Origin of the sequence: uncultured Barnesiella sp., assembly GCF_946496565.1 — a bacterium.
GTDB lineage: Bacteria > Bacteroidota > Bacteroidia > Bacteroidales > Barnesiellaceae > Barnesiella > Barnesiella merdigallinarum.
Window position 1 is genome coordinate 1 of sequence record NZ_CAMMHD010000014.1, and the last position, 22,286, is coordinate 22,286.

A 22,286-nucleotide genomic window follows, 5' to 3' on the forward strand; every position below is an offset into this window, starting at 1 on the left:
CAGCCGCAATGGCCAAAGGATTTTAAGTCCTTCGTGTCTACCATTCCACCATTCGGGCAGCCTTGGAGCGAAAAACGGGACTCGAACCCGCGACCCCAACCTTGGCAAGGTTGTGCTCTACCAACTGAGCTATTTTCGCAAATGCGATTGCAAAGATAAAATGCTTTTTTGGTTCTGCAAAATTACGACTCGAAAATCTGTTCCCGTCGGACATTACCCGTGTGGTGAGGTGACCCGGCCCCACAAGCCAAGTCCGGGCGCACTGTACCGGGTGTGCAGGTTAGCGGAAGATGAGCTGCCCGCCGGCGGTACCGTAGGGAGCTATCTGGTAGCTTTGCAAGAAGTAGCGACCGTCTTTGGCGGCGCCGGTCATGGGGCCACCGGTCGAGATGTCGTAGGTAGAGCCACATTTGGGGCAACGCAGGCAGAAGTTGTCTTCGTCGAACTCGATGCGGATGTTGGGGTTTATCTCGACAGGGCAGCAGAGGTCGTAGACGAAGGGGATGGCGTGCTCGTTGGTCACGAGCATGAGTCCTCCGTAGCCGGTAGCCGAGGAGAGGTTGTAGGGAAATCCGGCGGGGAGTTTCTGGCTGAGGATAAAGCGGCGGTGTATGAAACTGCCACTTACGCCATACTGGTCCCACATGGCCTGGCTGGCAAACTCGACCCGCACGGCTGCGGCGGGTATGCGGTCGCGGTCGCCTCCGTCGCAGGCAACGGCGGCCAAGGCGAGCAGGAGTAGGAGTAGGTGTTGCAATCGTTTCATTTCAGTATCTCCTCTATCATTTCGGTTTCGGTGTCCGTGAGCGACAGGGCCGTGGTGGCGTGCAGGTTGTCCTTCAACTGGTCGAGGTTGCGGGCGCCCACGATTACGGTGCTCACTTCGCTTTGGCGCAATACCCAGGCGAGGGCCAGTTGCGAGAGGGTTTGTCCCCGCTGGTCGGCTATCGCTTTCAGCCGGGCCACGCGAGCTATCTTTTCGGGGGTGACATCGGTTGTCTTCAGATACCCTTCGGGGCGGGCGGCACGCGAGTCGGCCGGGATGCCGTGCAGGTATTTGCCGGTGAGTATGCCTTGGGCCAGCGGCGAGAAGGCTACGACGCCTATACCTTTGGAGGCGCAGAGTTGCAGGTGATGCTCCTCGACGTGGCGGTCGAACATGTTGTAGCGGTCCTGATAAGCCAGGCAGGGTACACCGGCGGTGTGCAGGTAGTTGAGGGCATAGAGCAGCTTGTCGATGGGGTATTTCGAGAGCCCGATGTAGAGCGCTTTGCCCTGGCGCACGATGTCGACGAGGGCCTGCATGGTCTCGTCGATGGGGGTAACCCCGTCGTAGCGGTGGCTGTAGAAGAGGTCGACGTAGTCGATCCCCATGCGTTGCAGACTTTGGTCGATGCTGGCCATGAGGTTCTTGCGCGAGCTGTTGCCGCCGTAGGGGCCGGGCCACATGTCGTGACCGGCTTTCGAGGTGATGAACATCTCGTCGCGGTGGGCGGCGAAGCACTGTTTCATCATGCGGCCGAAATTGGCCTCGGCGCTGCCGGCGGGCGGGCCGTAGTTGTTGGCCAGGTCGAAGTGGCAAATGCCGTGATCGAAGGCATATTTGACCATCTCGAGTTGGGTGGCATACGAGTCGATGTGACCGAAGTTGTGCCAGAATCCGAGCGAGATGACGGGCAGTTGTATGCCGCTGTTTCCGCAACGGCGATAAATCATGCCGTTGGTGTAGCGGTCGGGTTGCGGTTGGTAATCCATAGGCCTATGAGTTTTGGCGACCGAGAAGCCGGGCTTCGGCCTCCTGGGCGCGAGCGAAGTCGAAACTGGCGACCGTCTGCTGCATGAGGGCGGTGATGCGGTCGTTGCACAAGTTGCCCATGCTGCCTTCGTGGGTGTGGACGATGTGCTTGTCGGGGGTGAAGTGCCCGGCCTCGATCTCGAGCCCCACCTGCTTGTAGGCATCGCGAAAGGGGACACCGGCCTGTACGCGGCGGTTCACCTCCTCGACGCTGAACATGAGGTTGTAGCGCGGGTCGTCGACGATGTGGGTGTTGACCTCGATTTGCGACATCATCTGGTTGACCATGTGCAGGCAGTCGTCCAGTTCGTCGAAGGCGGGGAGGAACAACTCCTTGATGATTTGCAGGTCGCGGAAGTAGCCCGAAGGCAAGTTGTTGGCGATGAGTGTAATCTGGTAGGGAAGGGCCTGCAGCTTGTTGCATTTGGCCCGGGTCAGTTCGAATACGTCGGGGTTCTTCTTGTGGGGCATGATGCTCGAGCCGGTGGTAAAGGCGTCGGGCAACTTGATGAAGGCGAAGTTTTGCGAGTTGTAGAGGCAGGCGTCGAAGGCCAGTTTGGCCAGCGTCGCCGCTATCGAGGCGATGGCCGAGGCGACGATGCGCTCGGTCTTGCCGCGTCCCATCTGGGCATACACCACGTTGTAGTCCATCGACTCGAATCCCAGCAGGTCGGTGGTGCGGGTGCGGTCGAGGGGGAACGACGAACCATATCCGGCAGCCGACCCCAGCGGGTTGCGGTTGCACACCCGGTAGGCGGCTTGCATGACGATGAGGTCGTCGACCAGGCTCTCGGCGTATGCCGCAAACCAGAGGCCGAACGACGAGGGCATGGCCACCTGCAGGTGGGTGTAGCCCGGCATGAGTACCTGTTTGTACCGTTCGCTTTGGTCGATGAGCGTATTGAACAGCGTCTCTACCCCCTCGACGGTATGTTGCAGCCGGGCCCGGGTGAAGAGCTTGAGGTCGACCAGCACCTGGTCGTTGCGCGAGCGTCCGCTGTGTATCTTCTTGCCCATGTCGCCCAACCGGCGGGTGAGCATCAGCTCGACCTGCGAGTGCACATCCTCGACCCCCTCTTCGATGGTGAATTGCCCCGACTGGGTTTCGGCGTAGATGTGTCGTAACTCGGCGGTCAGCTTCTCCAGCTCGTCGGCCGAGAGGAGCCCGATGGATTGCAACATGTTGATGTGAGCCAGCGAGCCCAGAATGTCGTAGGGGGCCAGATAGAGGTCCATTTCCCGGTCCCGGCCTACGGTGAATCGCTCTACGTCGTGGTCGACCTGTACCGATTTTTCCCAAAGTTTCTGTGCCATTCGAGTTACGTTTTTAAGATTCTACAAATAGATTGCGGGCAGACTGCCCCCCCTGATTATTGCTCGTAGGGGAGCACCACCAGCATGTCGGCCATTTTGTCGACTCCCTCTTGCAAGGGTTTCGACACCATGGGCTTGATGAAGGGATTGAGGTCGGCCTTGACGGTAACGCGCGATGCGGTCTCGCACTCGCCGGTGGGTACGAACTGTATCCACAGGTTGAGGGGCAGCGGCGAGTTTTCGGCCTCGAACTTGATGGTCTTGTTGGGCTCTCGGTTTACGATGCGGAAGGTGACCGAGCCGATGGGGCTCACCTCGATCGAGAGGCTGTCGCTGTCGTATCCCGTAATCTTGAGTTTGTTCTGGTTTTCGGGCGCATTCAACACGCTTTGGAAGCGGTCGAGGTTCGAGAGGTCGGAGAGCAGGGCATACACCTTCTCTACGGCGTGGGCAATCCGCACCGTTTTACTTTCGAAACTGCTGGTCATACGGCGGGCGTGTTGTTGGGACCTTGCCAGCTCGAGGGATCTTTGCGCCACTCTTGCAGAGTCTCGAGGTCTTCGGGTTTGATATAGTTGGTCTCGAGAGCCGTCTCGAGCATGGCGTTGTAGTTGCTCAACGTAATCAGTTCTACCTGAGCGGCCTTGAACTTGCGCGTGGCAACGGGGAAGCCGTAGGTGAAGATGGCTACCATACCGATGACTTCGCAGCCGGCGTTGCGGATGGCTTCGACTGCTTTCAGACTGCTGCCGCCGGTCGAGATGAGGTCTTCGATAACGACTACCTTTTGTCCGGGAACCAGGTTACCCTCGATGAGGTTCTCGAGTCCGTGGTCTTTCGGTGCCGAGCGCACATATACATAGGGCAGCCCCAGTGTGTCGGCTACCAGTGCACCTTGGGCAATGGCGCCTGTGGCTACGCCGGCAATGGCATCGGCCGAGCCGAAGTTTTCCATAATAACCCGGCAAAGTTCTACCTTGATGAAACTTCTCACCTCGGGGTAGGAGAGGGTACGGCGGTTATCGGTGTATATGGGTGAATTCCAGCCCGATGCCCATACGAAAGGATTCTCGGGTTGCAGTTTGATGGCTCTGATTTTTAAGAGTTTCTCGGCCAGTAATCGTTCTACCGTTTTCATGACGAATAATATTTAGGATAATCGAAAGACAAAGGTAAAAAAAATAGCAGATAAACGGCCGAATGGAATCTAAAAATATGAAAATATTTACTGCGCGGCAGCCAGGGTGAGGCAACTGATGCGAGGCTCGCCGTGGGCGTGGAGTGCTTGGGAGCAGGCCAAGAGGGTGGCGCCGGTGGTCACCACGTCGTCGACGAGCAGGATGTGGCGGCCGGTCAGGTCGGGAGCCAGCCGGGCGTCGTAGGCCGAGTGGGTGTCGAGCCAGCGGTCGTAGATGCCCTTGCGGGTTTGCGAGTGGGAGTCGCGGGTGTGCTGCAGCCAACGGGTGCAGAGTTCTATGCCGGTGGCGTGTGCCACGCCGCGGGCTATCCATTCGCTCTGGTTGTAGCCCCGGCGGCGCAGTTTGGCGGGATGCAGGGGCACGGGTACCAGTGTGTCGATGCCGTCGAAGAACCGGTGCGGCTGTAACTCGCGGGCAAAGATTTCGCCCAGTACGAGGCCGCACCGTTTGCCGCCGTGGTATTTGATGTGGTGTATCAGTTGCCTCACGTCGCCCGGGGTGGTGAAGTGGAAGAAGGCGGCGCATCGCTCGATGGGAATCTTGCCCAGAAAGAGCTGGGCCATGGGGCTGAGTGGGTCGAGGTGGTAGCCGGTGCGGGGCAGGCGGTGCAGGCAGCCGGTACAGAGCCCCCGCTCGTCGCGGTTCATGGCCCGCAGGCAGACGGGGCAGAGGCGCGGAAAGAAGAGGTCGAGCAGGTCGTCGAGCGGATGGAGTCGTTTCATGGCACGACCTGTTTTAATGCGTTGAAAATAAGTGCTGATTCGAATCCCCGGGAGGTGGCGAAGCGGAAGAGTTTGGCCCGTCGGGCTTCGGGGTCGTCGTCGCGAATCGAGCGCGATTTGGCTTGCAGCAGTTCGAGCAGACGGTCGTTGTACTGCTCCTCGTCGAGGGTGGCGAGGGCGTGGTCTATGTCGCTGCCGTCGATGCGTTTCTGCTGCAGGGCGTAGCGCATCTTGATGCGGCCCCATCCCGAGAAGCGGAATTTGTCTTTGACGAAGGCCACGGCGTAACGTTGCTCGTCGATAAACCGCTCTTGCACGAGCCGGTCGATGATGGTGCGGCTGTCGGCTTCGGTCACGCCCCATCGGGCCAGTTTTTCACGAATGTCGGCCGTGCAGTGTTCGGCCGATGAGCAGAGGGCGGCGGCCCGGTGCAGGGCTTCGGGGGGTGTCAGTATTTTAGCCATGAGCGTGAGGTTTTATGGCCGATGCAAACCGGTCTTTGTCGTAGAGGTCGTGTATGATGCGTATCTGTTCGTAGCCCTGGCGCTCCAGCATGCAGGCGCAGGCGGGGCCCTGAGCCTCGTTGATTTCGAAGTAGAGGCGGCCGCCGGGCGAGAGCAGGGTGAGACCGTCGCGGGCTATCTTGTCGTAGAAGAGCAACGGGGTCTCGTCGGGGACGAAGAGGGCTTCGTGCGGTTCGTAGCCCAGCACGTTTTCGCTCATGGCCCGGCTTTCGCTCCGGCAGATGTAGGGCGGATTGCTCACGATGAGGTCGAGCGAACCGGGCGTGAGTTGCGAGAGGTCGTAGTGGAGGATGTCGCGCTGGTAGAAGTCGACCGTCACCTGCTGGAGCTCGGCGTTGCGGCGGGCAATCGCCAGGGCCTCGGGCGAGAGTTCCCACGCTTCGACCCGGCATTGGGGCAGCTCCCGAGCCAGGGTGACGGCAATGCAGCCGCTGCCCGTACCCAGGTCGGCGATGCGCAGCGGGCGGCTGCGGTTCTCGTCGATGATGAGGCGCACCAGCTCTTCGGTCTCGGGGCGGGGAATGAGCGCGCCGGGGGCGATGTAGAAGCGGCGGTCGCAAAACCAGGCATAGCCCAGAATGTACTGGATAGGCTCCTGCCGGGCGAGCCGACTGGCTATCTCCTCGATTTTTCGGTGCATATCCTCAGATAAAATCGTATCTTTGCGGAGCAGTATATCGGTAGGGGTATAGTCGCACAGTGCCTCGAAAATCAGCCGGATGAAGCCGTTGATTTCGCCGGGCGGATAGATGCCCTGGAGGGTGTGGCGCAGGAGGTTGATACTCGGTTGCATGTTGACAGTTGTTAGGAACCGAGGCGATACAGACCCGTAAAACCTGCTGCCGATGGCTGCCGTGCCGGGGTGTCGCTGTCTCGGTGTGTGGCAAAGGTAAATAAAAAAGTTCAAGATATGGATAGAGATGTAGATTCTGCTTTCATGCGCCGGTGCCTGCAACTGGCTTCGCTGGGGCGCGGCCATGTGGCTCCCAACCCCATGGTGGGGGCGGTGGTGGTGCACGAGGGGCGCATCATCGGCGAGGGGTATCACCGCTGTTACGGCAAGCCTCATGCCGAGGTGAACGCCATCGCCTCGGTGGCCTACGAGTCGCTGTTGCCCCAGTCGACCCTGTATGTATCGCTCGAGCCCTGCTCGCATTACGGGAAGACACCGCCCTGTGCCGAACTGATTGTGGCCAAACGCATTCCGCGGGTGGTCGTGGGGTGTCTCGACCCCTTCCCGGCCGTGTCGGGACGAGGTGTTGCCCGGCTGCGCGAGGCGGGCGTCGAGGTGATTACCGGCGTGCTCGAGGCCGAGTGTCTGGCGTTGAACCGTACCTTTATGACCTTTCAGACCCGCCACCGCCCCTTCGTCACCCTCAAGTGGGCGCAGAGCAGCGACGGGTTCATCGACCGGGTGCGTGAGCCGGGTGAACCGGCGGCCCGTATCTCGGACGATGTCTCGTCCGTGTGGGTGCACCGCCTGCGGGCCGAGTCCGACGCTATTCTGGTGGGAACCCGCACGGCCATAGCCGACAACCCTTCGCTCACGACGCGCCTCTGGCCCGGACGTTCGCCCCTGCGCATCGTGCTCGACGAGCATGCCCGCGTGCCGGCCGACCGGCAACTCTTTACCGACGGCCTGCCTACGCTCGTGGTGACCGGCCCGGAGACCGACTACCCGGTGCTGCCGTCGTCGGTCGAGGTGGTGCACCTGCCCTTTGGCGAGGCATTGATACCGGCCCTGCTCGACGAGCTATATCGTCGTCGCCTGCAGCATCTCGTAGTCGAGGGTGGGGCTGCTCTGTTACAGTCGTTTATCGACGCGGGCCACTGGGACGAGGCCCGTGTTGAGACCGGCCCCCTCGTGTTGGAGCAGGGTGTGGCCGCCCCGTCGATGGGTCGGCTACCGCAACGGACAGAGTGGTGCGGCCGGGCCCGAATCGAGTGGTACGAAAATAGGTAAAAAGCAACCGTTCACCCGGCGAATCGTGCGGTTTGTCTAAAATTGTGCGTGCGGCCTTGCTGTTTTTGCTATTTTTGTTTCACGGAAACCGGATGCGGTTGGGCATAACAAATTCGAAGTGTTTGCCCATACGTTCACCTTTCGCCATTTTGAACTCGGAAAAGCCTAAGCGACAAGTAGAGGCTTATCCATAAATAATTATAATTATCGGAGTTTGTAGTATGCAAAGAAAAAAATGTTGCTAAATTTGCCGATTGTAACTGCAAACTTGTAACGCATATCAGTTGATGAAGACGCAAAAAATATACTTTTTTCTGTGTATAGCCGCTCTGTTTTTATCTGGCATTTCGTGCAACTCTACCGATGACGAGGAGATAACCTATACCATCTCGGAGAGTGTGCGGGTTACCAGCTTCTCTTTGGCAGCCAACGACTCGGTGTTGGCCAATCTCGATACCGTATTCTTCACCATCGACCTGAACGGTGGGCAGATTTTCAATGCCGACTCCCTGCCGGTGGGTACCGACGTATCGGCCTTGATTGCCAACATTTCGTTCGACAACGTGGCACAGGCAAAAATCATCATGGATCGCGGCGATGCCACCAAAAACGATACCATCGACTATCTGGCTTCGCCTACCGACTCGATTGACTTTACATCGAAGGTGTCGCTGGTAGTGACCGCTCAGAACGGGGTGACCGAGAAGTGGTATTCGCTGAAGGTCAACGTGCATCAGATGGACCCCGACTCGCTCTACTGGAACGCCCCCTTCGGGGTGAAGCCGCTGCCGTGTGGCGAAGGTGTTGCCGTGACGGCGCAGAAGGCGGTCTACTTTAAGGGGAAAGCCTATTCGTTTATCGAGTCCAATTCGACTTGTACCGTATATATGACCGACGATCCCTATGCCGGCGAGTGGACTTCGCAGACGGTGACTGCCTTTACACCCAAAGTGCAGTCGGTTCAGGCGACCGACGACGCCCTCTATATGCTGGACCAGAGCGGCGAGCTCTATCGCTCGGAAGATGGTGCGAACTGGACCGCAACAGGCCAAAGTTTCTACTCGCTGGTAGGCTCGTGGAAATCGCGCGTGCTGGGTGTCGTCCTGGACAATGGCGTCTACAAACACGACTGCTATCCGCGTCCCGAGGGTTTCACCCCCTATCCCGTACCCGAAAACTTCCCCGTTACGGGCAGCAGCCAGATGGTTACCTTCGTGTCGGAGTACGACCTGAATACCCCCCAGTCGATTATGATTGGCGGCCGCACGGCCAACAACCGCCTGACGGGAGCCACCTGGGGTTACGACGGTGAGGCTTGGGCACAGCTCGCCGGGTCGATAAAACCCTGCGAGGGAGCGTTGCTCTTCCCCTATTTCACCTTTACGACCAACGAATATTGGATTACGACCCAATACACCTCGTGGATTGTCATCGGCGGCCGCGAAGCCGAAGGGGTGGCCAACTCGGTATATGTGTCGGTCAACAACGGCAATACGTGGACTGCAGCCCCAGAATCGCTGGCCATGCCCTCCTATATCAATCCGCGGGCCTTTGCCTCGGTGCTGGTCATCGGCTCTGACTTCAGCGCTTCACAGAAGGCATCGCCGCTGTGGCGATTCATGCCCGTGCGTCAGGTAGCCGGTATGGCCACCACGCGAGCCAACGACGATTACAAGATTCCCTACATCTATATCTTTGGTGGAGAAAACAACTCGGGTACCGTCTACAACCAGATATGGCGGGGCGCGATAGGACGCCTGCGGTATCCGCCTATACCTTGATAGCGATGGGGGAGAGTGAACGGGACATATACTTTTCATCGGATTATTCCGTTTTATGTATGTAGGCATGTAAAAATGGCGCGCACATGAAAAGAATAATTCCGATATTAGTGATGTTGATCAGTTGCACGGCCGCCGTGTCGGCACAAGACTACCGCTTCGATGCGGGTCTGGCCGGAGGCATAAGCTGTTATATGGGCGATGCGAACCAAGTGTCGCCGTGGCACCGGCCGGGAGTGGCGGTGAGCGGGGTCTTCCGCTTTTTGCTCAACTACCGGTGGGCTGTCAAGACCGATTTTTCGGCCATGCAGTTTTCGGGCGATACCCGCGACTTCGACAACCGGTTTCCCAACGGGAGCGACTATTCGTTCGAGAGTTGGCAATACCGGTTGGGCGGACAGATAGAGTTCAACTTTTTCAACTACGGAATGGGTTACTCCTATCTGGGTACCAAGCGCCTGTCGCCCTATTTGCTGGCCGGGGCCGGTGTAGGATATTCGACCGTCGAGAGTGGTTACGTGAGTGTCGACGGTTCGTTAGGAGTAGGGGTGAAATACAAGATAGCCCCGCGCTGGAACATAAGTTTGGAGTTTGCCATGCACAAGACGTTGGGCGACAGCTTCGACGGCAAGTCATTGAGCGACCCCTACAATATAAAGAGTAGCGTGCTGAAGAATACCGATTGGTTTTCAACGACGTTGTTTTCGATCACGTATGAATTTGGCCGCAAGAAAGAAATTTGTAACAACGATAATCGTTGAAAAACATGACATACGCAGAGCAGATAAATCGTACTCGTGTGCCTAAGCACATCGCCATTATCATGGACGGCAACGGCCGTTGGGCCAAAGAGCGGGGACTGGATCGCTCGGAGGGCCATCGCAAGGGACTCGACGTAGTCCACGAAATTACCGATGCCGCCGCCGAGGTGGGGGTACAGTACCTTACGCTATATGCCTTCTCGACCGAGAACTGGAACCGGCCGCAAGCCGAGGTCGACGCCCTGATGGCTCTGGTGGTCTTCGGTATCGAACGCGAGACCCCCGGCATGATCGAGAAGGGGGTGCGCCTGTCGGTCATCGGCGACATAGACCGTCTGCCGGCCGACGTCAAAGCCCGTCTGTTGAAGTGTATCAGCGACACCTCGGGCGGGAAACGCATCGTCTTGAATCTGGCTCTCAGCTACTCGTCGCGGTGGGAGATTGCCCGTGCCGCCCGCTGCATTGCCCGGGAGGTCGAGGCCGGTCGTCTGGCTGTCGACGACATCACCGAGACAACCCTCGATCGCTACATGACCACGGCCGACATGCCCAACCCCGATTTGCTCATCCGCACCGGCGGCGAGATACGCCTCAGTAACTTCCTGCTGTGGCAGTTGTCCTATGCCGAGTTCTATTTTACCGAGGAGTATTGGCCCGACTTTACCGGCGAGAGCCTCTACCAGGCCATTGTCGAGTACCAGTCGCGTGAACGTCGGTTCGGCAAAACGAGTGAACAACTATAAATGAAGAATTTGAACTTGAAAATACAGTATAATATGCCTTTAAGGTATCTGGCCGTCTTTTTGACATTGTCTTTGTGTTCATGGGCGGCAACCGCACAGAATGAAGAGAAGCTCGACACGATATACAACCCCAAAGTTGTCTACTCGGCTATTCCGCAGAAATACGAAATTGCCGGTATTACCGTGACCGGTGCACCCAACTACGAGGACTATGTGCTCATCGGTTACTCGGGGCTCGAGGTGGGACAGGTAATCGAGATTCCCGGTAACGCCATTACCGATGCTGCCAAGAAATTCTGGCGGCAGGGCCTCTTCTCCGACGTGGTCATCAAGTTGACCAAGACCTATGGCGACAAGGCGTGGATCGAAATTCAGCTCAAGCAACAGCCGCGTATCTCGCAAATCAATTACCACGGCCTCAAGAAGAGCGAGCGCGAAGATCTGGAGATGCGTCTGGGGCTGGTGAAGGGTAACCAGATTACCCCCAACATTGTCGACCGTGCCACCTCCATCATCAAGAAACATTTCGAGGAGAAGGGCTTCAAGAATGCCGAGGTAAACATCCGGCAGACCGATGACCTCACCCACGAAAACGAGGTAATCGTCGATATCTACATCGACAAGAAAGAGAAAATCAAAGTTCACAAGATATACATCGAGGGCAACCAGGCTCTCTCGGACCGGAAGATCAAGTGGGCTATGAAGAAGACCAACGAGAAGGGCAACCTGCTCCACCTCTTCCGTACCAAGAAATTTGTCGAGGAGAACTACAAAAACGACAAGAACCTCATTATCGAGAAGTACAACGAGCTGGGCTACCGCGATGCAACCATTGTGAGCGACAGCGTGGTACGCTACAACGACAAGACCGTCGACGTCTACCTCACCATCGACGAGGGCGACAAATACTACATCCGCAACATCGACTGGGTGGGCAACACCATCTATCCCTCGGACTACCTCTCGGCCGTGCTGGGCATGAAGCCGGGCGATGTCTATAACCAGAAGATGCTCAACAAGCGGACCATGGAGGACGAAGATGCCGTGGCCAACCTCTACATGGACCGCGGTTACCTCTTCTTCCAGCTGGTGCCCATCGAGGGGAATGTACAGAACGACTCCATCGACCTGGAGATTCGCCTCTTCGAGGGTCCGCAGGCCCGCATCAACAAGGTGGTCATCAACGGTAACGACCGTCTGTACGAGCACGTTATCCGTCGTGAGCTGCGTACCAAGCCGGGCGAACTCTTCAGTAAGTCGGACCTCATGCGTTCGGCCCGTGAGATTGCCCAGACCGGTCACTTCGACCCCGAGACCATGGACATCAAACCCGAGCCCAACGAAGAGAACGGTACGGTAGACCTTATCTACAACCTCGAGTCGAAGGCCAACGACCAGATTGAATTCTCGGCCGGTTGGGGCCAGACGGGTGTAATTGGTAAACTCAGTCTCAAATTCACCAACTTCTCCATCAAGAACCTGTTGAACCCCAAATCGTTCAAGGGTATTATCCCGCAGGGCGACGGACAGACTTTCACCATCAGTGCGCAGACCAATGCCCGCTACTATCAGCAGTACAGCATCTCGTTCTACGACCCTTGGTTCGGTGGCAAGCGTCCTAACTCGTTCCAGTTCTCGGCCTATTACAGCCGCCAGACCGGTATCGAGAGCTCGTTCCTGAGCAATGCCTACAACAGCATTTACAACAATGCGTTGTATGGCGGTTACTATGGCGGTTACGGCAGCTACTACAATAACTACTACAACGACTATTACCAGAATGCCTACGAGAATGCGCTCGACCCCAACAAGTCGTTGCAGATGGTGGGCGTGTCGTTCGGTTTCGGTAAACGGTTGGAGTGGCCCGACGACTACTTCACCTTCATGGCCGAGCTTGGTTATCAGGCCTATATCCTCAAGAACTGGGAGTATCTCTATTACATGCAGAACGGTACCTCGCACAGCTTCACGCTGGGCCTGACCTTGGGACGTAGCTCTATCGACAACCCCATCTACACCCGCCGCGGTTCGCAGTTCACCCTCTCGGCCCAGTTCACGCCGCCCTATTCGCTCTTCTCCAAGACCGACTACAAGAGCCTCTACGAAAGCTCGTCGCGAGCCGACCGCGAGAAACTCTACCGCTGGATCGAGTATTACAAGATTAAGTTCAAGAGCCGCGTCTATACGCCGCTGAACAACTCGGAGAAATATACGCTGGTGCTCATGGGTCGCGCCGACTTCGGTTTGCTGGGTGCCTACAACCGATACAAGCAGACCCCCTTCGAAACCTTCTATGTGGGTGGTGACGGTATGACCGGTTCCTACACCTACGCTACCGAGACTATCGGTTTGAGAGGTTACGACAACGGTTCTCTGACGCCTTACTCCGACGGTCGTGCCTATACCCGCTTCTCGATGGAGTTGCACTTCCCGTTCCTGTTGCAACCCTCATCGACCATCTACGGTTTGGCCTTTGTCGAGGGCGGTAATGCCTGGACCCAGCTCGAGAATTTCAACCCCTTCTCGCTGAAACGTTCGGCCGGTGTGGGTGTGCGCATCTTCCTGCCGATGATTGGTCTGATGGGTATCGACTGGGCCTACGGTTTCGACAAGGTACAGGGCGAACGCGGTGGAGGCCACTTCCACTTCATCCTGGGTCAGGAATTTTAATTTGTGAAAAAACAGATATATTTTGTGTTAAATGCTCTAAAAGGATGGCGCGGTTTACCAGAATCGCGCTATCTTTATTTTTCGGAGACTGTGGTGATTGGTTCGGTCTCTCCCCGAGAACGTAGAAATGTATAACTAAAACCCTGAAATGTGATATGAAAAGAATAGTTCTTTTGGCGATCGCGGCGATAGCCTTTGCCGCTTCGTCGGTAGCCCAGAAATATGCGTTGATCGATATGGAGTATATTCTCAAGAACATACCTTCGTACGAGATGGCCAACGAGCAGTTGAACCAGGTGTCGCAACGCTGGCAAAAAGAGTGCGACGACAAGGCGGCCGAGGCCAAGACCATGTATCAGAACTACCAGTCGGACCTGGTGTTCCTGACCGAAGACATGAAGGTGAAACGCGAAGAGGAGATTCGCGACAAGGAGACCGAGGTGGTAGAGTTGCGTCGGAAATACTTCGGCCCCGAAGGCGAACTGTTCAAAAAACGCGAGAGTCTGATGAAACCTATCCAGGACGACATTTACAATGCCATCAAGAAAATTTCGGAGGAGAAAGGCTACTCGATGGTTATCGACCGAGCTTCGTCGCCCAATATCATTTTTGCTTCACCCAAGATAGATATTAGTAATGAAGTGCTCGCAAAGTTAGGATATTCAAAATAATTGCGTACTTTTGCACTGTTATTCGTAACTAACAATAAAAACAAAAATATAGTATGATCAAAAAACTTCTTTTTGCTGCTGTGTGCTTCTGCTCGCTGAGCTTCATGGCACAAGCGCAACAGGCCCTTAAATTCGGTACCGTAAATTCTCAGGAGATTTTCATGCTGATGCCCGAGAAAGCAACTGCCGAGAAGACTCTTCAAGATATTAACAAGAAGTATGAGGATGAATTCATGAAGATTCAGGAAGAGTTTACCAAGAAATATAAAGAGTATATGGCTTTGGGCGACACGATTCCCGAGACAATCCGTGCCCGTCGCATGCAAGAGGTTCAGGATTCTCAATCGCGTATCGAGAGCTTCCGCGAAATGGCCGCTCAAGATATCCAGAAACAGCAGGAGGCCCTCTTCGCTCCTATCCAACAGAAACTGATGGACGCCATCAAGTCGGTAGGTGCCGAAGGCAAATACACCTATATCTTCGACTTGGCTTACCCGATTGTTATCTATCAAGGTGCTCCCAGCGAAGATGTAACTCCGTTGGTAAAAGCCAAATTGGGCTTGAAATAATTATTCCCTCGTCGAGGGACTGTATAAAAGGGTGATAATGTAACTTATCATCCTTTTTCCATATATACGGGAACAGAGATGAATGTAAACAAAGAGCATACGACGATGGGCCCCATCGGGGTCTTCGACTCGGGTTACGGCGGCCTCACCATACTCGAGCAGGTGCGTCGGGGATTGCCCCAGTACGACTACCTATATCTGGGCGATAACGCCCGGGCGCCATACGGTACACGTTCGTTCGAGATTGTCTATGAGTTTACCAAGCAGGCGGTGCTGCACCTCTTCGATCAGGGGTGTTCGCTGGTGATACTGGCCTGCAATACGGCTTCGGCCAAGGCGCTGCGCAGCATTCAGCAGAACGATTTGCCTCGCATTGCTCCCGATCGTCGGGTGCTGGGGGTGATACGCCCCACCGTCGAGGCGCTGGCCGAGCTTACCCGCACCGGCCACATAGGTGTGTTGGCTACGCCGGGTACCATACAGTCGCGGTCGTACGAGATGGAAATCAAGAAGATGTACCCCGGTTACGAGGTCTACGGACAGGCTTGCCCCATGTGGGTTCCGCTGGTCGAGAACAACGAGGCGCAGGGTCCCGGTGCCGATTACTTCGTGAAGAAGTACATCGACGAACTGCTGGCCCAGTCGCCCGCCATCGATACGGTGGTGCTGGGGTGCACCCACTATCCGTTGTTGCTCGATAAGATCAGGAGATACCTGCCCCCGTCGGTATCGGTGGTGGTACAGGGGCCGCTGGTAACCGACCGGTTGGCCGACTATTTGCACCGTCACCCCGAGATTGAGACCCGTTGCTCGAAGGGTGGCCACTGCCGCTACCTCACCACCGAGGCAACCGGCAAATTCTCCGAGGCGGCTACGCTCTTCCTTCACGAGCCGGTAGAGGCCGAACACATTGTATTGGGATAACTGAAAAATATTTTATGACTATGGCAAAGAAAGAGACTCTGCCGGGTATCCGGCTCAACAAATACATCAGCGACTCGGGCTTCTGCTCCCGCCGGGAGGCCGACAAACTCATTACCGACGAACGGGTCACCATCAACGGCCATCTGGCCACACTGGGAAGCCGGGTCGAAGAGGGCGACAAGGTGAAAATCGACGGCGAACCGCTGCACTACATCCCCATGGAACAGCGCGAGTACAAGTTGCGCCGTTACGGGGCTTCGTCGCGCCGCAACAGCTCGTTCGGGGCCGAGGCTGCCGAGGAGCGGTCGACCCACCGTCCGGCGCGCAATCGGGCTGCAGAGGGGCGCGAGAGCGATTCGCAAGGCGGGCGTCGCACCCGTCATGCCGCTCCGGCTGCTGCTCACGAGTCGGGCCGTCGCAGAGCACAACCGGCCAAACCTCGGGCCGAGCGTGTCGACAAGAAAGATGCTGCCGGGCGTAGTGCTTCGGCCGACCATACACGGGGCCGGGGCACAACCTCCAAGAACCGTCCCGACGAGAAACGCCGTCGGGGCTGATGGCCATGAGGCCGTGCCGGTTTCCGATGTTGGAGAAGGGCGGCCCTTGAGCCCCCTTGTGCTGCGAAACGAACCTATACGACAATCCCCCTTGCCTGTGAGCTACATGCTTCCGGCAAGGGGGATTGTTTTTTTATCTTGAGATCTCCTTTTCCTTGAGAAGAAAGTGGCTTGCTTAGACCAGCCATTTAACCAGCAGGTAACCACCGCCCACCAGCCAGATGAAGAGCCCGAAGGCCAAAATGAAAGGTTTGGCTCCTGCCTGCTTGAACTTGTCAATGCTGGTCTCGGCGCCCAGTGCCGTCATGGCCATGGTCAGCATGAAAGTATCGAGGTATTCGATGGCTCCGTTCAGGGGAATGTCTTTTACGGTCGGGGCATCGAAGAGGTACTGGAGCAAGGAATTCAGGCAGATGATGCCGATGAATCCGAAAGCAAACCAGGGAATGGTAATCTTGCTCTTGGCCACTGTGCCGTCGGCTGATACTTTTTTACGTCCGGCAAGGGCGAAGCTCATGATGACCAATACGGGGGCCAGGAGCATGACACGAATCATCTTGGTGATGGTGGCTGTACCGGCAATGCCCAGCGTATCGGTGGGGTCCATCGCATTGCCTGCACCGGCAACGTGGGCCACTTCGTGCAAGGTACTTCCCGTGTAGATGGCTACCTGGGTATCGGACAGACTGGAGAGCAGTCCTGAGCGGTACATGATGGGGTAGAGGAACATGGCAATGGTTCCGAAAATGACTACGGTAGACACGGCGATGGCGGTCTTATGGCCTTCGCACTTGATAACCGGCTCGGCACCGAGTACGGCAGCTGCACCACAGATGGCACTGCCGGTAGAGGTAATCAGGGCGGTGTCTTTGTCTATCTTCAGCAGCTTGCCCAGGAAGATGCCCAGGAAGATGGTGCCGCAAACGATGATGCTGTCTACCAGAATGGCCGGGAGACCTACGGCGGCCACATCGGTCAGCGTCAGGCGGAAACCGTAGAGTACGATACCGGCGCGCAGAATCTGTTTCGAACAGAATTTGATACCCGGCACCCAGGTCTCGGGCAGCCGGTTGCGCAAGCTGTTGGCGTAGAGCATGCCCAATACGATACCCACGATGAGCGGACTGAGCGAGAGATTTTTTATAAACTGGATCTCGGCGATGTAGAAAGCCGAAAACGAGAAGAGTACAATCAATAGAATACCATGAAGTACGTTTCCTTGTTTTTCGCTGATCATAACAGTTGAATATTAGAGTGTTTTGTTTTGTATTATTGACTTGAGCGGCGAAACAGACCGGGCCGTTTCCCGGGGAAAACACATTTACCCGTCGGGTGGTTTTCCGGTTTCGCGCTGCAAAGGTAGGTTTTTATTTCAAAAGTTATGATTTCTTTGTAGTTATAATCTATAACCAGAGGTTATGCCCCGCCTGCTCCCGGGTTAAACGCACCGAGGGGCTGCCCGCAAAGGCAGCCCCTCGGTGTATGGGTTGAAGGGTAGGGGTTACTCCTCTTCGTACCAGGTCGAGTACATCAGGTAGTTTTTGGCAATCTTCTGGTTGATTTCCTTCGACTGTTCGGGATCGACCATCTTGATGAATTTGGCCGGAGTCCCGCCCCAGAGTTCGCCCGGTTTGATAACCGTCTTGCTCAGCACTACTGCACCGGCAGCCACAATGGCGCCTTCGCCCACTACGGCATGGTCGAGCACGACCGAGCCCATGCCTATGAGGGCTCCGTTGTGTATGGTGGCTCCGTGTATGGTCACGTTGTGGCCTATCGACACGTCGTCGCCAATCTCGATTGTCGATTTTTCGTAGAGGGTATGCAGTACCGCACCGTCTTGAATGTTCACCCGGTTGCCGATGCGTATCGAGTTGACATCGCCCCGCAACACGGCTCCGAACCAGATGCTGCATTCGTCACCGATGACGGTATCGCCTATGAGTACGGCATTGTCGGCCAGGAAGCAGTTCTTGCCGACCTTGGGGGTAAAGCCCCGCACAGATTTTATAAGTGCCATATCGAATCTATTTTTTTAGTTTGTATCCGTTAGATAGATGTAGTCTTGCGGTGCAACCATTGCTGTTCCTCCTCGTTGAGCATGGGGCTGAGGCGGTCGTATACCATTTCGTGGTAGTTGTTGAGCCATTCGATCTCCTTCTCGGTCATAATCGAGAGGTCGAGCGCCTCGGTGTCGAAGGGGAAGAGAGTGAGGGTCTCGAAGCGGTAGAACATGCCGAACTCGTTCTGGTAGTCGGGAATGGTGAGAATGAGGTTCTCGCAACGGATGCCATACTCGCCCGTGCGGTAGAGACCCGGTTCGTTCGAGGTAATCATGCCCGGCATGAGCGGGGTGGGGTTCTCTTCGAGGCGGATGTTTTGCGGTCCCTCGTGCACGTTGAGGAAGTGGCCCACGCCGTGGCCTGTGCCGTGCAGGTAGTTGAGGTGGTCGTCCCACAGGAAGTGACGGGCCAGAGCATCGAGCTGCGAGCCCCGGGTGCCTTGCGGGAAGTGGCAAGTGGCCAGTGCGATGTGCCCCTTCATTACCAGCGTGAAGTCGCGTTTCTGCCGCGGCGAAAGGTTGCCCAGCGAGATGGTGCGGGTGATGTCGGTCGTGCCGTCGAGGTATTGGGCACCCGAGTCGATGAGCAGGAATCCGCGGCGGGTAATGGTGGCGTTGCTCTCGGGGGTAGCCGTGTAGTGGACGATGGCGCCGTGCTCGTTGAAGCCGGCGATGGTGGCGAAGCTCTCGCCCACGTAGAGGTTCTGTTGCGAGCGGAACTCACGCAGTTTTTCGGCTACGGTAATCTCGGTCACTTTGCCGCTGTCGATATTCTGTTCGAGCCAGCGGAAGAAGCGAACCAGAGCTACACCGTCGCGAATCATGGCCTCGCGGGTGCCGGCCAGTTGAGTCTCGTTCTTGATGCTCTTGAGCAGGGCAATGGGCGATTGTCCCGACACGGAGGTGGCGTTGAGTTTATTTAATAAGGTATAGTTGATTTTGTTGGTGTCGACGAATACCTTTTTCTCGACCGGCAGAGAGCCCACGAAGTCGAAGATGCTGTCGTAGGGCATGATTTCGACGGCATTCTTTTTCAAGTATTGGCATACGGTGTCGCCAATCTTGTCCTGGTCGATGAAGAGGATACGACGGTCGTCGTCGATATAAGCGTAGCAAACCACCACGGGGTTGCACTCCACGTCGTTGCCGCGGATGTTGAAGGCCCAGGCAATCTCGTCGAGAGCAGCCAGCAGCAGCGCCTCGGCTCCGGCTTGGTGCACCTGCTCCATGATGCGGTTCATCTTGTCGGCCACCGACTCGCCGCTATATTTCTCCTCGTGGATGAATACCTCGTTTTTGGGAATCGAGGGACGCCCCTCCCAAATGGTGTCGAAGGGAGTGAACTCGGAGACGAAGTGAAGTCCGTGACTCTCGAAGTTCTGCTTCATCTTGGCGGCTTGCGAAGCCCCGAACAGCGTACCGTCGATAGCTACGGTAGCCCCTTGCGGCAGAGTCTTCAAGAGCCATTGTTCGATGGTGGGCGTATCGGGTAACCCCTCTTTGAAGAGCTCGAAACCCGAGCCCTCGAGTTGTTGCGCTGCTTGCAGGAAGTAGCGAGAGTCGGTCCACAGTCCGGCCTGATTGGTGGTTACGACAGCGGTTCCGGCCGATCCGTTAAATCCTGAAATCCAGGTGCGTGCAGCCCAGTGACTGGCATAATACTCGCTTTGGTGCGGATCGGTCCCCGGTATGATAAACGCGGTAATACCGGCTTTGCCCATCTCTTCGCGCAGGGCTTTCAGTCGGGGTAATGTCGATTTGCTCATAATATCTCTTTTTTATATGTGTGTCTTGTCCCTATCCGAGCGGTAATTCCCGGCATCGGCCTGAGCGGAAATCGTTGTATCGAGCCCTTGCCGGTATTATCGTTGCCCGAAAGAAAAAAAATCATTTGCCTGTAAAGGTAGTCATATTTGAGAAAATACGAAGATAAAAGCGTGTGAAAATATTGGAACGAAGATGAATGTCTGGCGGCGCCCCTTTCTATAAATTTTATGGATAAGGTGTATTTTAGGGGTCGAAAGTTTTGCTAATCACAAAACAATCTATAATTTTGCACCGCAATTGTTCAAAAGGAAATAAATAAACTAATATCTAAATAATTATGATTATAGTTCCAGTAAAAGAAGGCGAAAACATCGAAAAGGCTTTGAAGAAATTCAAACGGAAATTTGAAAAAACAGGTGTAATAAAAGAATTGCGTAACCGTCAGGCATTTGAAAAACCGTCGGTAACGAACCGTAAAAAGATGATGCGGGCTATCTACATCCAGAAGCTCCACCAGAACGAAGAGTAATTTTTTTATTGCCGGCAGGTATTGGATTTTTCAATAATTTCCCTTATATTCGTAGCGTAAGTAAAAGCTACGAGTTATGCTGGTCGAATCGTTTTTAAGATATATCCGGTATGAGAAGAATCTTTCTACTCATACCGTATTGTCATATAAAAACGATTTGTTTCAGTTTAAAGCGTTCCTTGAAACCCTCGAGCCCGGGTGTGAGCTGCAACAGGTTACCCCCGAGCAGGTGAGGGAGTGGATAGCCTCGTTGTCTGAGGATGGGCTTACGGCTCGCAGTATCTCGCGCAAGGTCTCCTCGCTTCGGGCGTTCTATCGTTATCTGGTAAGTCAGTCGGTTGTGGCGGGCAGTCCGGTAAACGATGTACGGGTACCCAAGGTGAGGAAGAAATTGCCGGTCTATTTGCGGCGCGATGCCATGGACGAGTTGCTCGACGACGTGTCGTATGGCGATGACCTGGAAGGCGTGCGCAACAAGTTGATCATCGAGATGTTCTATAATACCGGCATCCGTCGGGCCGAGCTGATAGGCTTGAAAGACGAGGATGTGCGCGAAGGAGAGATAAAAGTGACCGGTAAACGCAACAAGCAGCGGTTGGTCCCTTACGGAGCCGAGTTGGCCGAACTGATAGCCGACTACCGTCGGATGCGTAGCGAAGCCGGGTTGGGCGATGCCGAATACTTCTTTATAAGGAAGAGCGGAGGGCCCCTCTATCCGCAACTGGTCTATCGGGTGGTGAAACAAGCCTTGTCGCAGGTGTGCACCCTCGAGAAGCGAAGTCCGCACGTACTGCGTCATACCTTTGCCTCGGTCATGCTCAACAACGGAGCCGGGCTCAACAGTGTCAAGGAGCTGCTCGGGCACCATTCATTAGCTTCAACCGAAGTATATACACATATCACGTTTGAAGAACTGAAACAAAGTTATAACCAGGCTTTCCCCCAAAGAAAGCCATAAAAAAAGGAGGTAATATGGAAATCCGTATTCAAGCTATTCATTTCGACGCATCGGAGAAGTTGGAAAAATTCATTCAGAAAAAAGTTTCCAAACTCGAACAATATTACGATGGCATCATTGCCGTAGAAGTTTCATTGAAGGTGGTAAAGCCCGAGACTGCGCAAAATAAAGAAGCGGGCATAAAAGTATTTGTGCCTCGCAACGAGTCGGTATTTTCGAGCAAAGTGGCTGATTCTTTTGAAGAAGCGGTCGATGTTGCTATCGAAGCTCTCATTAAGCAACTCGTGAAGTTGAAAGAAAAGATGAGGGAAAAATAAAAAAAAAGCTCCGATATTTTTGTAGTTTAAAAATTATGCCTAAATTTGCACCCGTTTCTCACCGATATGAGCTGTGAAGAGCGGGTGCAAAATTGTCCCGAACGAAGAGCGGAGTGAGATGAGAGGGCGGCGGCTCTCGATGAAAAACGAAAAGACTGAAAGGGGCAAATACCAGAGTGGCCAAATGGGGCAGACTGTAAATCTGCTGGCTTACGCCTTCGGTGGTTCGAATCCATCTTTGCCCACAAGAAAGAGGCGAAAACGGTACGATGAAAAGCCGTCGGTTCTCCGGGTCGAATCTCCCACAGGTGTTGAAGTCGATCTTTCACTCGAAAAGAAATATTGCCAATGTAGCTCAGGGGTAGAGCACTTCCTTGGTAAGGAAGAGGTCACGGGTTCAAATCCCGTCATCGGCTCCAAGTTTTTAGAACGCTAATCAATTTTATAAAAAATACAAAAC

Annotated in this window: 23 protein-coding genes and 3 tRNA genes; 14 read left to right on the forward strand and 12 right to left on the reverse strand. The window is 55.3% G+C overall.

Annotated features, from left to right (window positions below):
* Nucleotides 1–63: 63 nt before the first annotated feature.
* The 9 genes from Q1K76_RS08465 to prmC all read right to left on the reverse strand — a co-directional run bounded on the left by Q1K76_RS08465 (nucleotide 64) and on the right by prmC (nucleotide 6,347).
* A tRNA-Gly gene (locus Q1K76_RS08465) sits at nucleotides 64–139 on the reverse strand.
* Nucleotides 140–280: 141 nt separating this feature from the next.
* The gene (locus Q1K76_RS08470; protein ID WP_087408297.1) at nucleotides 281–766 is read right to left on the reverse strand and encodes a hypothetical protein; all 486 of its coding nucleotides are present in this window, start codon (nucleotides 764–766) and stop codon (nucleotides 281–283) included.
* Entirely contained in the window at nucleotides 763–1,755 is a 993-nt protein-coding gene (locus Q1K76_RS08475) for an aldo/keto reductase (protein ID WP_300132562.1), read from the reverse strand. Before Q1K76_RS08475 ends, Q1K76_RS08470 begins: the two co-directional genes overlap by 4 nt.
* 4 nt (nucleotides 1,756–1,759) lie before the next feature.
* Nucleotides 1,760–3,109 carry an argininosuccinate lyase gene (gene argH / locus Q1K76_RS08480; protein WP_300132565.1) on the reverse strand — a complete coding sequence of 450 codons (1,350 nt, stop codon included), beginning with the start codon at nucleotides 3,107–3,109 and terminating at the stop codon, nucleotides 1,760–1,762.
* A gap of 56 nt (nucleotides 3,110–3,165) precedes the next feature.
* Nucleotides 3,166–3,597, reverse strand: coding sequence for an SRPBCC family protein (locus tag Q1K76_RS08485; RefSeq protein WP_087408300.1), 432 nt, complete (start codon nucleotides 3,595–3,597; stop codon nucleotides 3,166–3,168).
* Nucleotides 3,594–4,247 (reverse strand): orotate phosphoribosyltransferase, encoded by a 654-nt coding sequence (gene pyrE / locus Q1K76_RS08490; RefSeq protein WP_087408301.1) that lies wholly within the window; start codon nucleotides 4,245–4,247, stop codon nucleotides 3,594–3,596. The genes Q1K76_RS08485 and pyrE overlap by 4 nt, the downstream gene beginning before the upstream one ends.
* A gap of 87 nt (nucleotides 4,248–4,334) precedes the next feature.
* Entirely contained in the window at nucleotides 4,335–5,030 is a 696-nt protein-coding gene (locus Q1K76_RS08495) for a ComF family protein (protein WP_300132569.1), read from the reverse strand.
* Entirely contained in the window at nucleotides 5,027–5,494 is a 468-nt protein-coding gene (locus tag Q1K76_RS08500; protein ID WP_087408303.1) for a regulatory protein RecX, read from the reverse strand. Before Q1K76_RS08500 ends, Q1K76_RS08495 begins: the two co-directional genes overlap by 4 nt.
* Nucleotides 5,487–6,347 carry a peptide chain release factor N(5)-glutamine methyltransferase gene (gene prmC, locus Q1K76_RS08505; RefSeq protein WP_300132572.1) on the reverse strand — a complete coding sequence of 287 codons (861 nt, stop codon included), beginning with the start codon at nucleotides 6,345–6,347 and terminating at the stop codon, nucleotides 5,487–5,489. The genes Q1K76_RS08500 and prmC overlap by 8 nt, the downstream gene beginning before the upstream one ends.
* Nucleotides 6,348–6,464: 117 nt before the next feature.
* Between prmC and ribD the strand changes: the two genes are divergently transcribed.
* The 9 genes from ribD (at nucleotide 6,465) to Q1K76_RS08550 (ending at nucleotide 16,193) form a co-directional block, all read left to right on the forward strand.
* Nucleotides 6,465–7,517, forward strand: a complete 1,053-nt coding sequence (gene ribD / locus Q1K76_RS08510; protein WP_300132575.1) for a bifunctional diaminohydroxyphosphoribosylaminopyrimidine deaminase/5-amino-6-(5-phosphoribosylamino)uracil reductase RibD — start codon at nucleotides 6,465–6,467, stop codon at nucleotides 7,515–7,517.
* A gap of 287 nt (nucleotides 7,518–7,804) precedes the next feature.
* On the forward strand, nucleotides 7,805–9,298 hold the full coding sequence (locus Q1K76_RS08515; protein WP_300132577.1) for a DUF6242 domain-containing protein: 1,494 nt from the start codon (nucleotides 7,805–7,807) through the stop codon (nucleotides 9,296–9,298).
* 86 nt (nucleotides 9,299–9,384) lie between these two features.
* Nucleotides 9,385–10,059, forward strand: coding sequence for a porin family protein (locus Q1K76_RS08520; protein WP_258327042.1), 675 nt, complete (start codon nucleotides 9,385–9,387; stop codon nucleotides 10,057–10,059).
* 5 nt (nucleotides 10,060–10,064) lie between these two features.
* Nucleotides 10,065–10,802, forward strand: a complete 738-nt coding sequence (locus Q1K76_RS08525) for an isoprenyl transferase (protein ID WP_087408308.1) — start codon at nucleotides 10,065–10,067, stop codon at nucleotides 10,800–10,802.
* A 33-nt stretch (nucleotides 10,803–10,835) separates the two neighbouring features.
* Complete coding sequence (locus Q1K76_RS08530; protein ID WP_300132581.1) at nucleotides 10,836–13,472, forward strand: POTRA domain-containing protein; 2,637 nt, start codon at nucleotides 10,836–10,838, stop codon at nucleotides 13,470–13,472.
* Between the two features lie 155 nt (nucleotides 13,473–13,627).
* On the forward strand, nucleotides 13,628–14,143 hold the full coding sequence (locus tag Q1K76_RS08535) for an OmpH family outer membrane protein (protein ID WP_087408309.1): 516 nt from the start codon (nucleotides 13,628–13,630) through the stop codon (nucleotides 14,141–14,143).
* Between the two features lie 53 nt (nucleotides 14,144–14,196).
* The gene (locus Q1K76_RS08540) at nucleotides 14,197–14,712 is read left to right on the forward strand and encodes an OmpH family outer membrane protein (protein WP_087408310.1); all 516 of its coding nucleotides are present in this window, start codon (nucleotides 14,197–14,199) and stop codon (nucleotides 14,710–14,712) included.
* 78 nt (nucleotides 14,713–14,790) lie between these two features.
* Nucleotides 14,791–15,636 (forward strand): glutamate racemase, encoded by an 846-nt coding sequence (murI, locus tag Q1K76_RS08545; RefSeq protein WP_258327044.1) that lies wholly within the window; start codon nucleotides 14,791–14,793, stop codon nucleotides 15,634–15,636.
* Between the two features lie 20 nt (nucleotides 15,637–15,656).
* Nucleotides 15,657–16,193, forward strand: coding sequence for a S4 domain-containing protein (locus tag Q1K76_RS08550; protein WP_258327045.1), 537 nt, complete (start codon nucleotides 15,657–15,659; stop codon nucleotides 16,191–16,193).
* A gap of 175 nt (nucleotides 16,194–16,368) precedes the next feature.
* On the opposite strand, the gene Q1K76_RS08555 is transcribed toward Q1K76_RS08550, so the two are convergent.
* The 3 genes from Q1K76_RS08555 to Q1K76_RS08565 form a co-directional block, all read right to left on the reverse strand.
* Nucleotides 16,369–17,430, reverse strand: coding sequence for a YeiH family protein (locus tag Q1K76_RS08555; RefSeq protein ID WP_087408311.1), 1,062 nt, complete (start codon nucleotides 17,428–17,430; stop codon nucleotides 16,369–16,371).
* A 264-nt stretch (nucleotides 17,431–17,694) separates the two neighbouring features.
* The gene (locus Q1K76_RS08560) at nucleotides 17,695–18,213 is read right to left on the reverse strand and encodes a gamma carbonic anhydrase family protein (protein WP_087408312.1); all 519 of its coding nucleotides are present in this window, start codon (nucleotides 18,211–18,213) and stop codon (nucleotides 17,695–17,697) included.
* Between the two features lie 29 nt (nucleotides 18,214–18,242).
* Nucleotides 18,243–20,021 (reverse strand): aminopeptidase P family protein, encoded by a 1,779-nt coding sequence (locus tag Q1K76_RS08565; RefSeq protein WP_300132588.1) that lies wholly within the window; start codon nucleotides 20,019–20,021, stop codon nucleotides 18,243–18,245.
* Between the two features lie 338 nt (nucleotides 20,022–20,359).
* On the opposite strand from Q1K76_RS08565, the gene rpsU reads away from it, so the two are divergent.
* From rpsU to Q1K76_RS08590, 5 genes are all read left to right on the forward strand, one after another.
* Nucleotides 20,360–20,551: a 30S ribosomal protein S21 gene (rpsU, locus tag Q1K76_RS08570; protein WP_025279246.1), complete on the forward strand. Its 192-nt coding sequence runs from the start codon at nucleotides 20,360–20,362 to the stop codon at nucleotides 20,549–20,551.
* A 76-nt stretch (nucleotides 20,552–20,627) separates the two neighbouring features.
* Nucleotides 20,628–21,509, forward strand: coding sequence for a tyrosine-type recombinase/integrase (locus tag Q1K76_RS08575; protein WP_300132594.1), 882 nt, complete (start codon nucleotides 20,628–20,630; stop codon nucleotides 21,507–21,509).
* A gap of 14 nt (nucleotides 21,510–21,523) precedes the next feature.
* On the forward strand, nucleotides 21,524–21,826 hold the full coding sequence (raiA, locus tag Q1K76_RS08580; protein WP_087408316.1) for a ribosome-associated translation inhibitor RaiA: 303 nt from the start codon (nucleotides 21,524–21,526) through the stop codon (nucleotides 21,824–21,826).
* Nucleotides 21,827–21,988: 162 nt separating this feature from the next.
* A tRNA-Tyr gene (locus Q1K76_RS08585) sits at nucleotides 21,989–22,071 on the forward strand.
* A 99-nt stretch (nucleotides 22,072–22,170) separates the two neighbouring features.
* A tRNA-Thr gene (locus Q1K76_RS08590) sits at nucleotides 22,171–22,245 on the forward strand.
* Nucleotides 22,246–22,286: the final 41 nt, after the last annotated feature.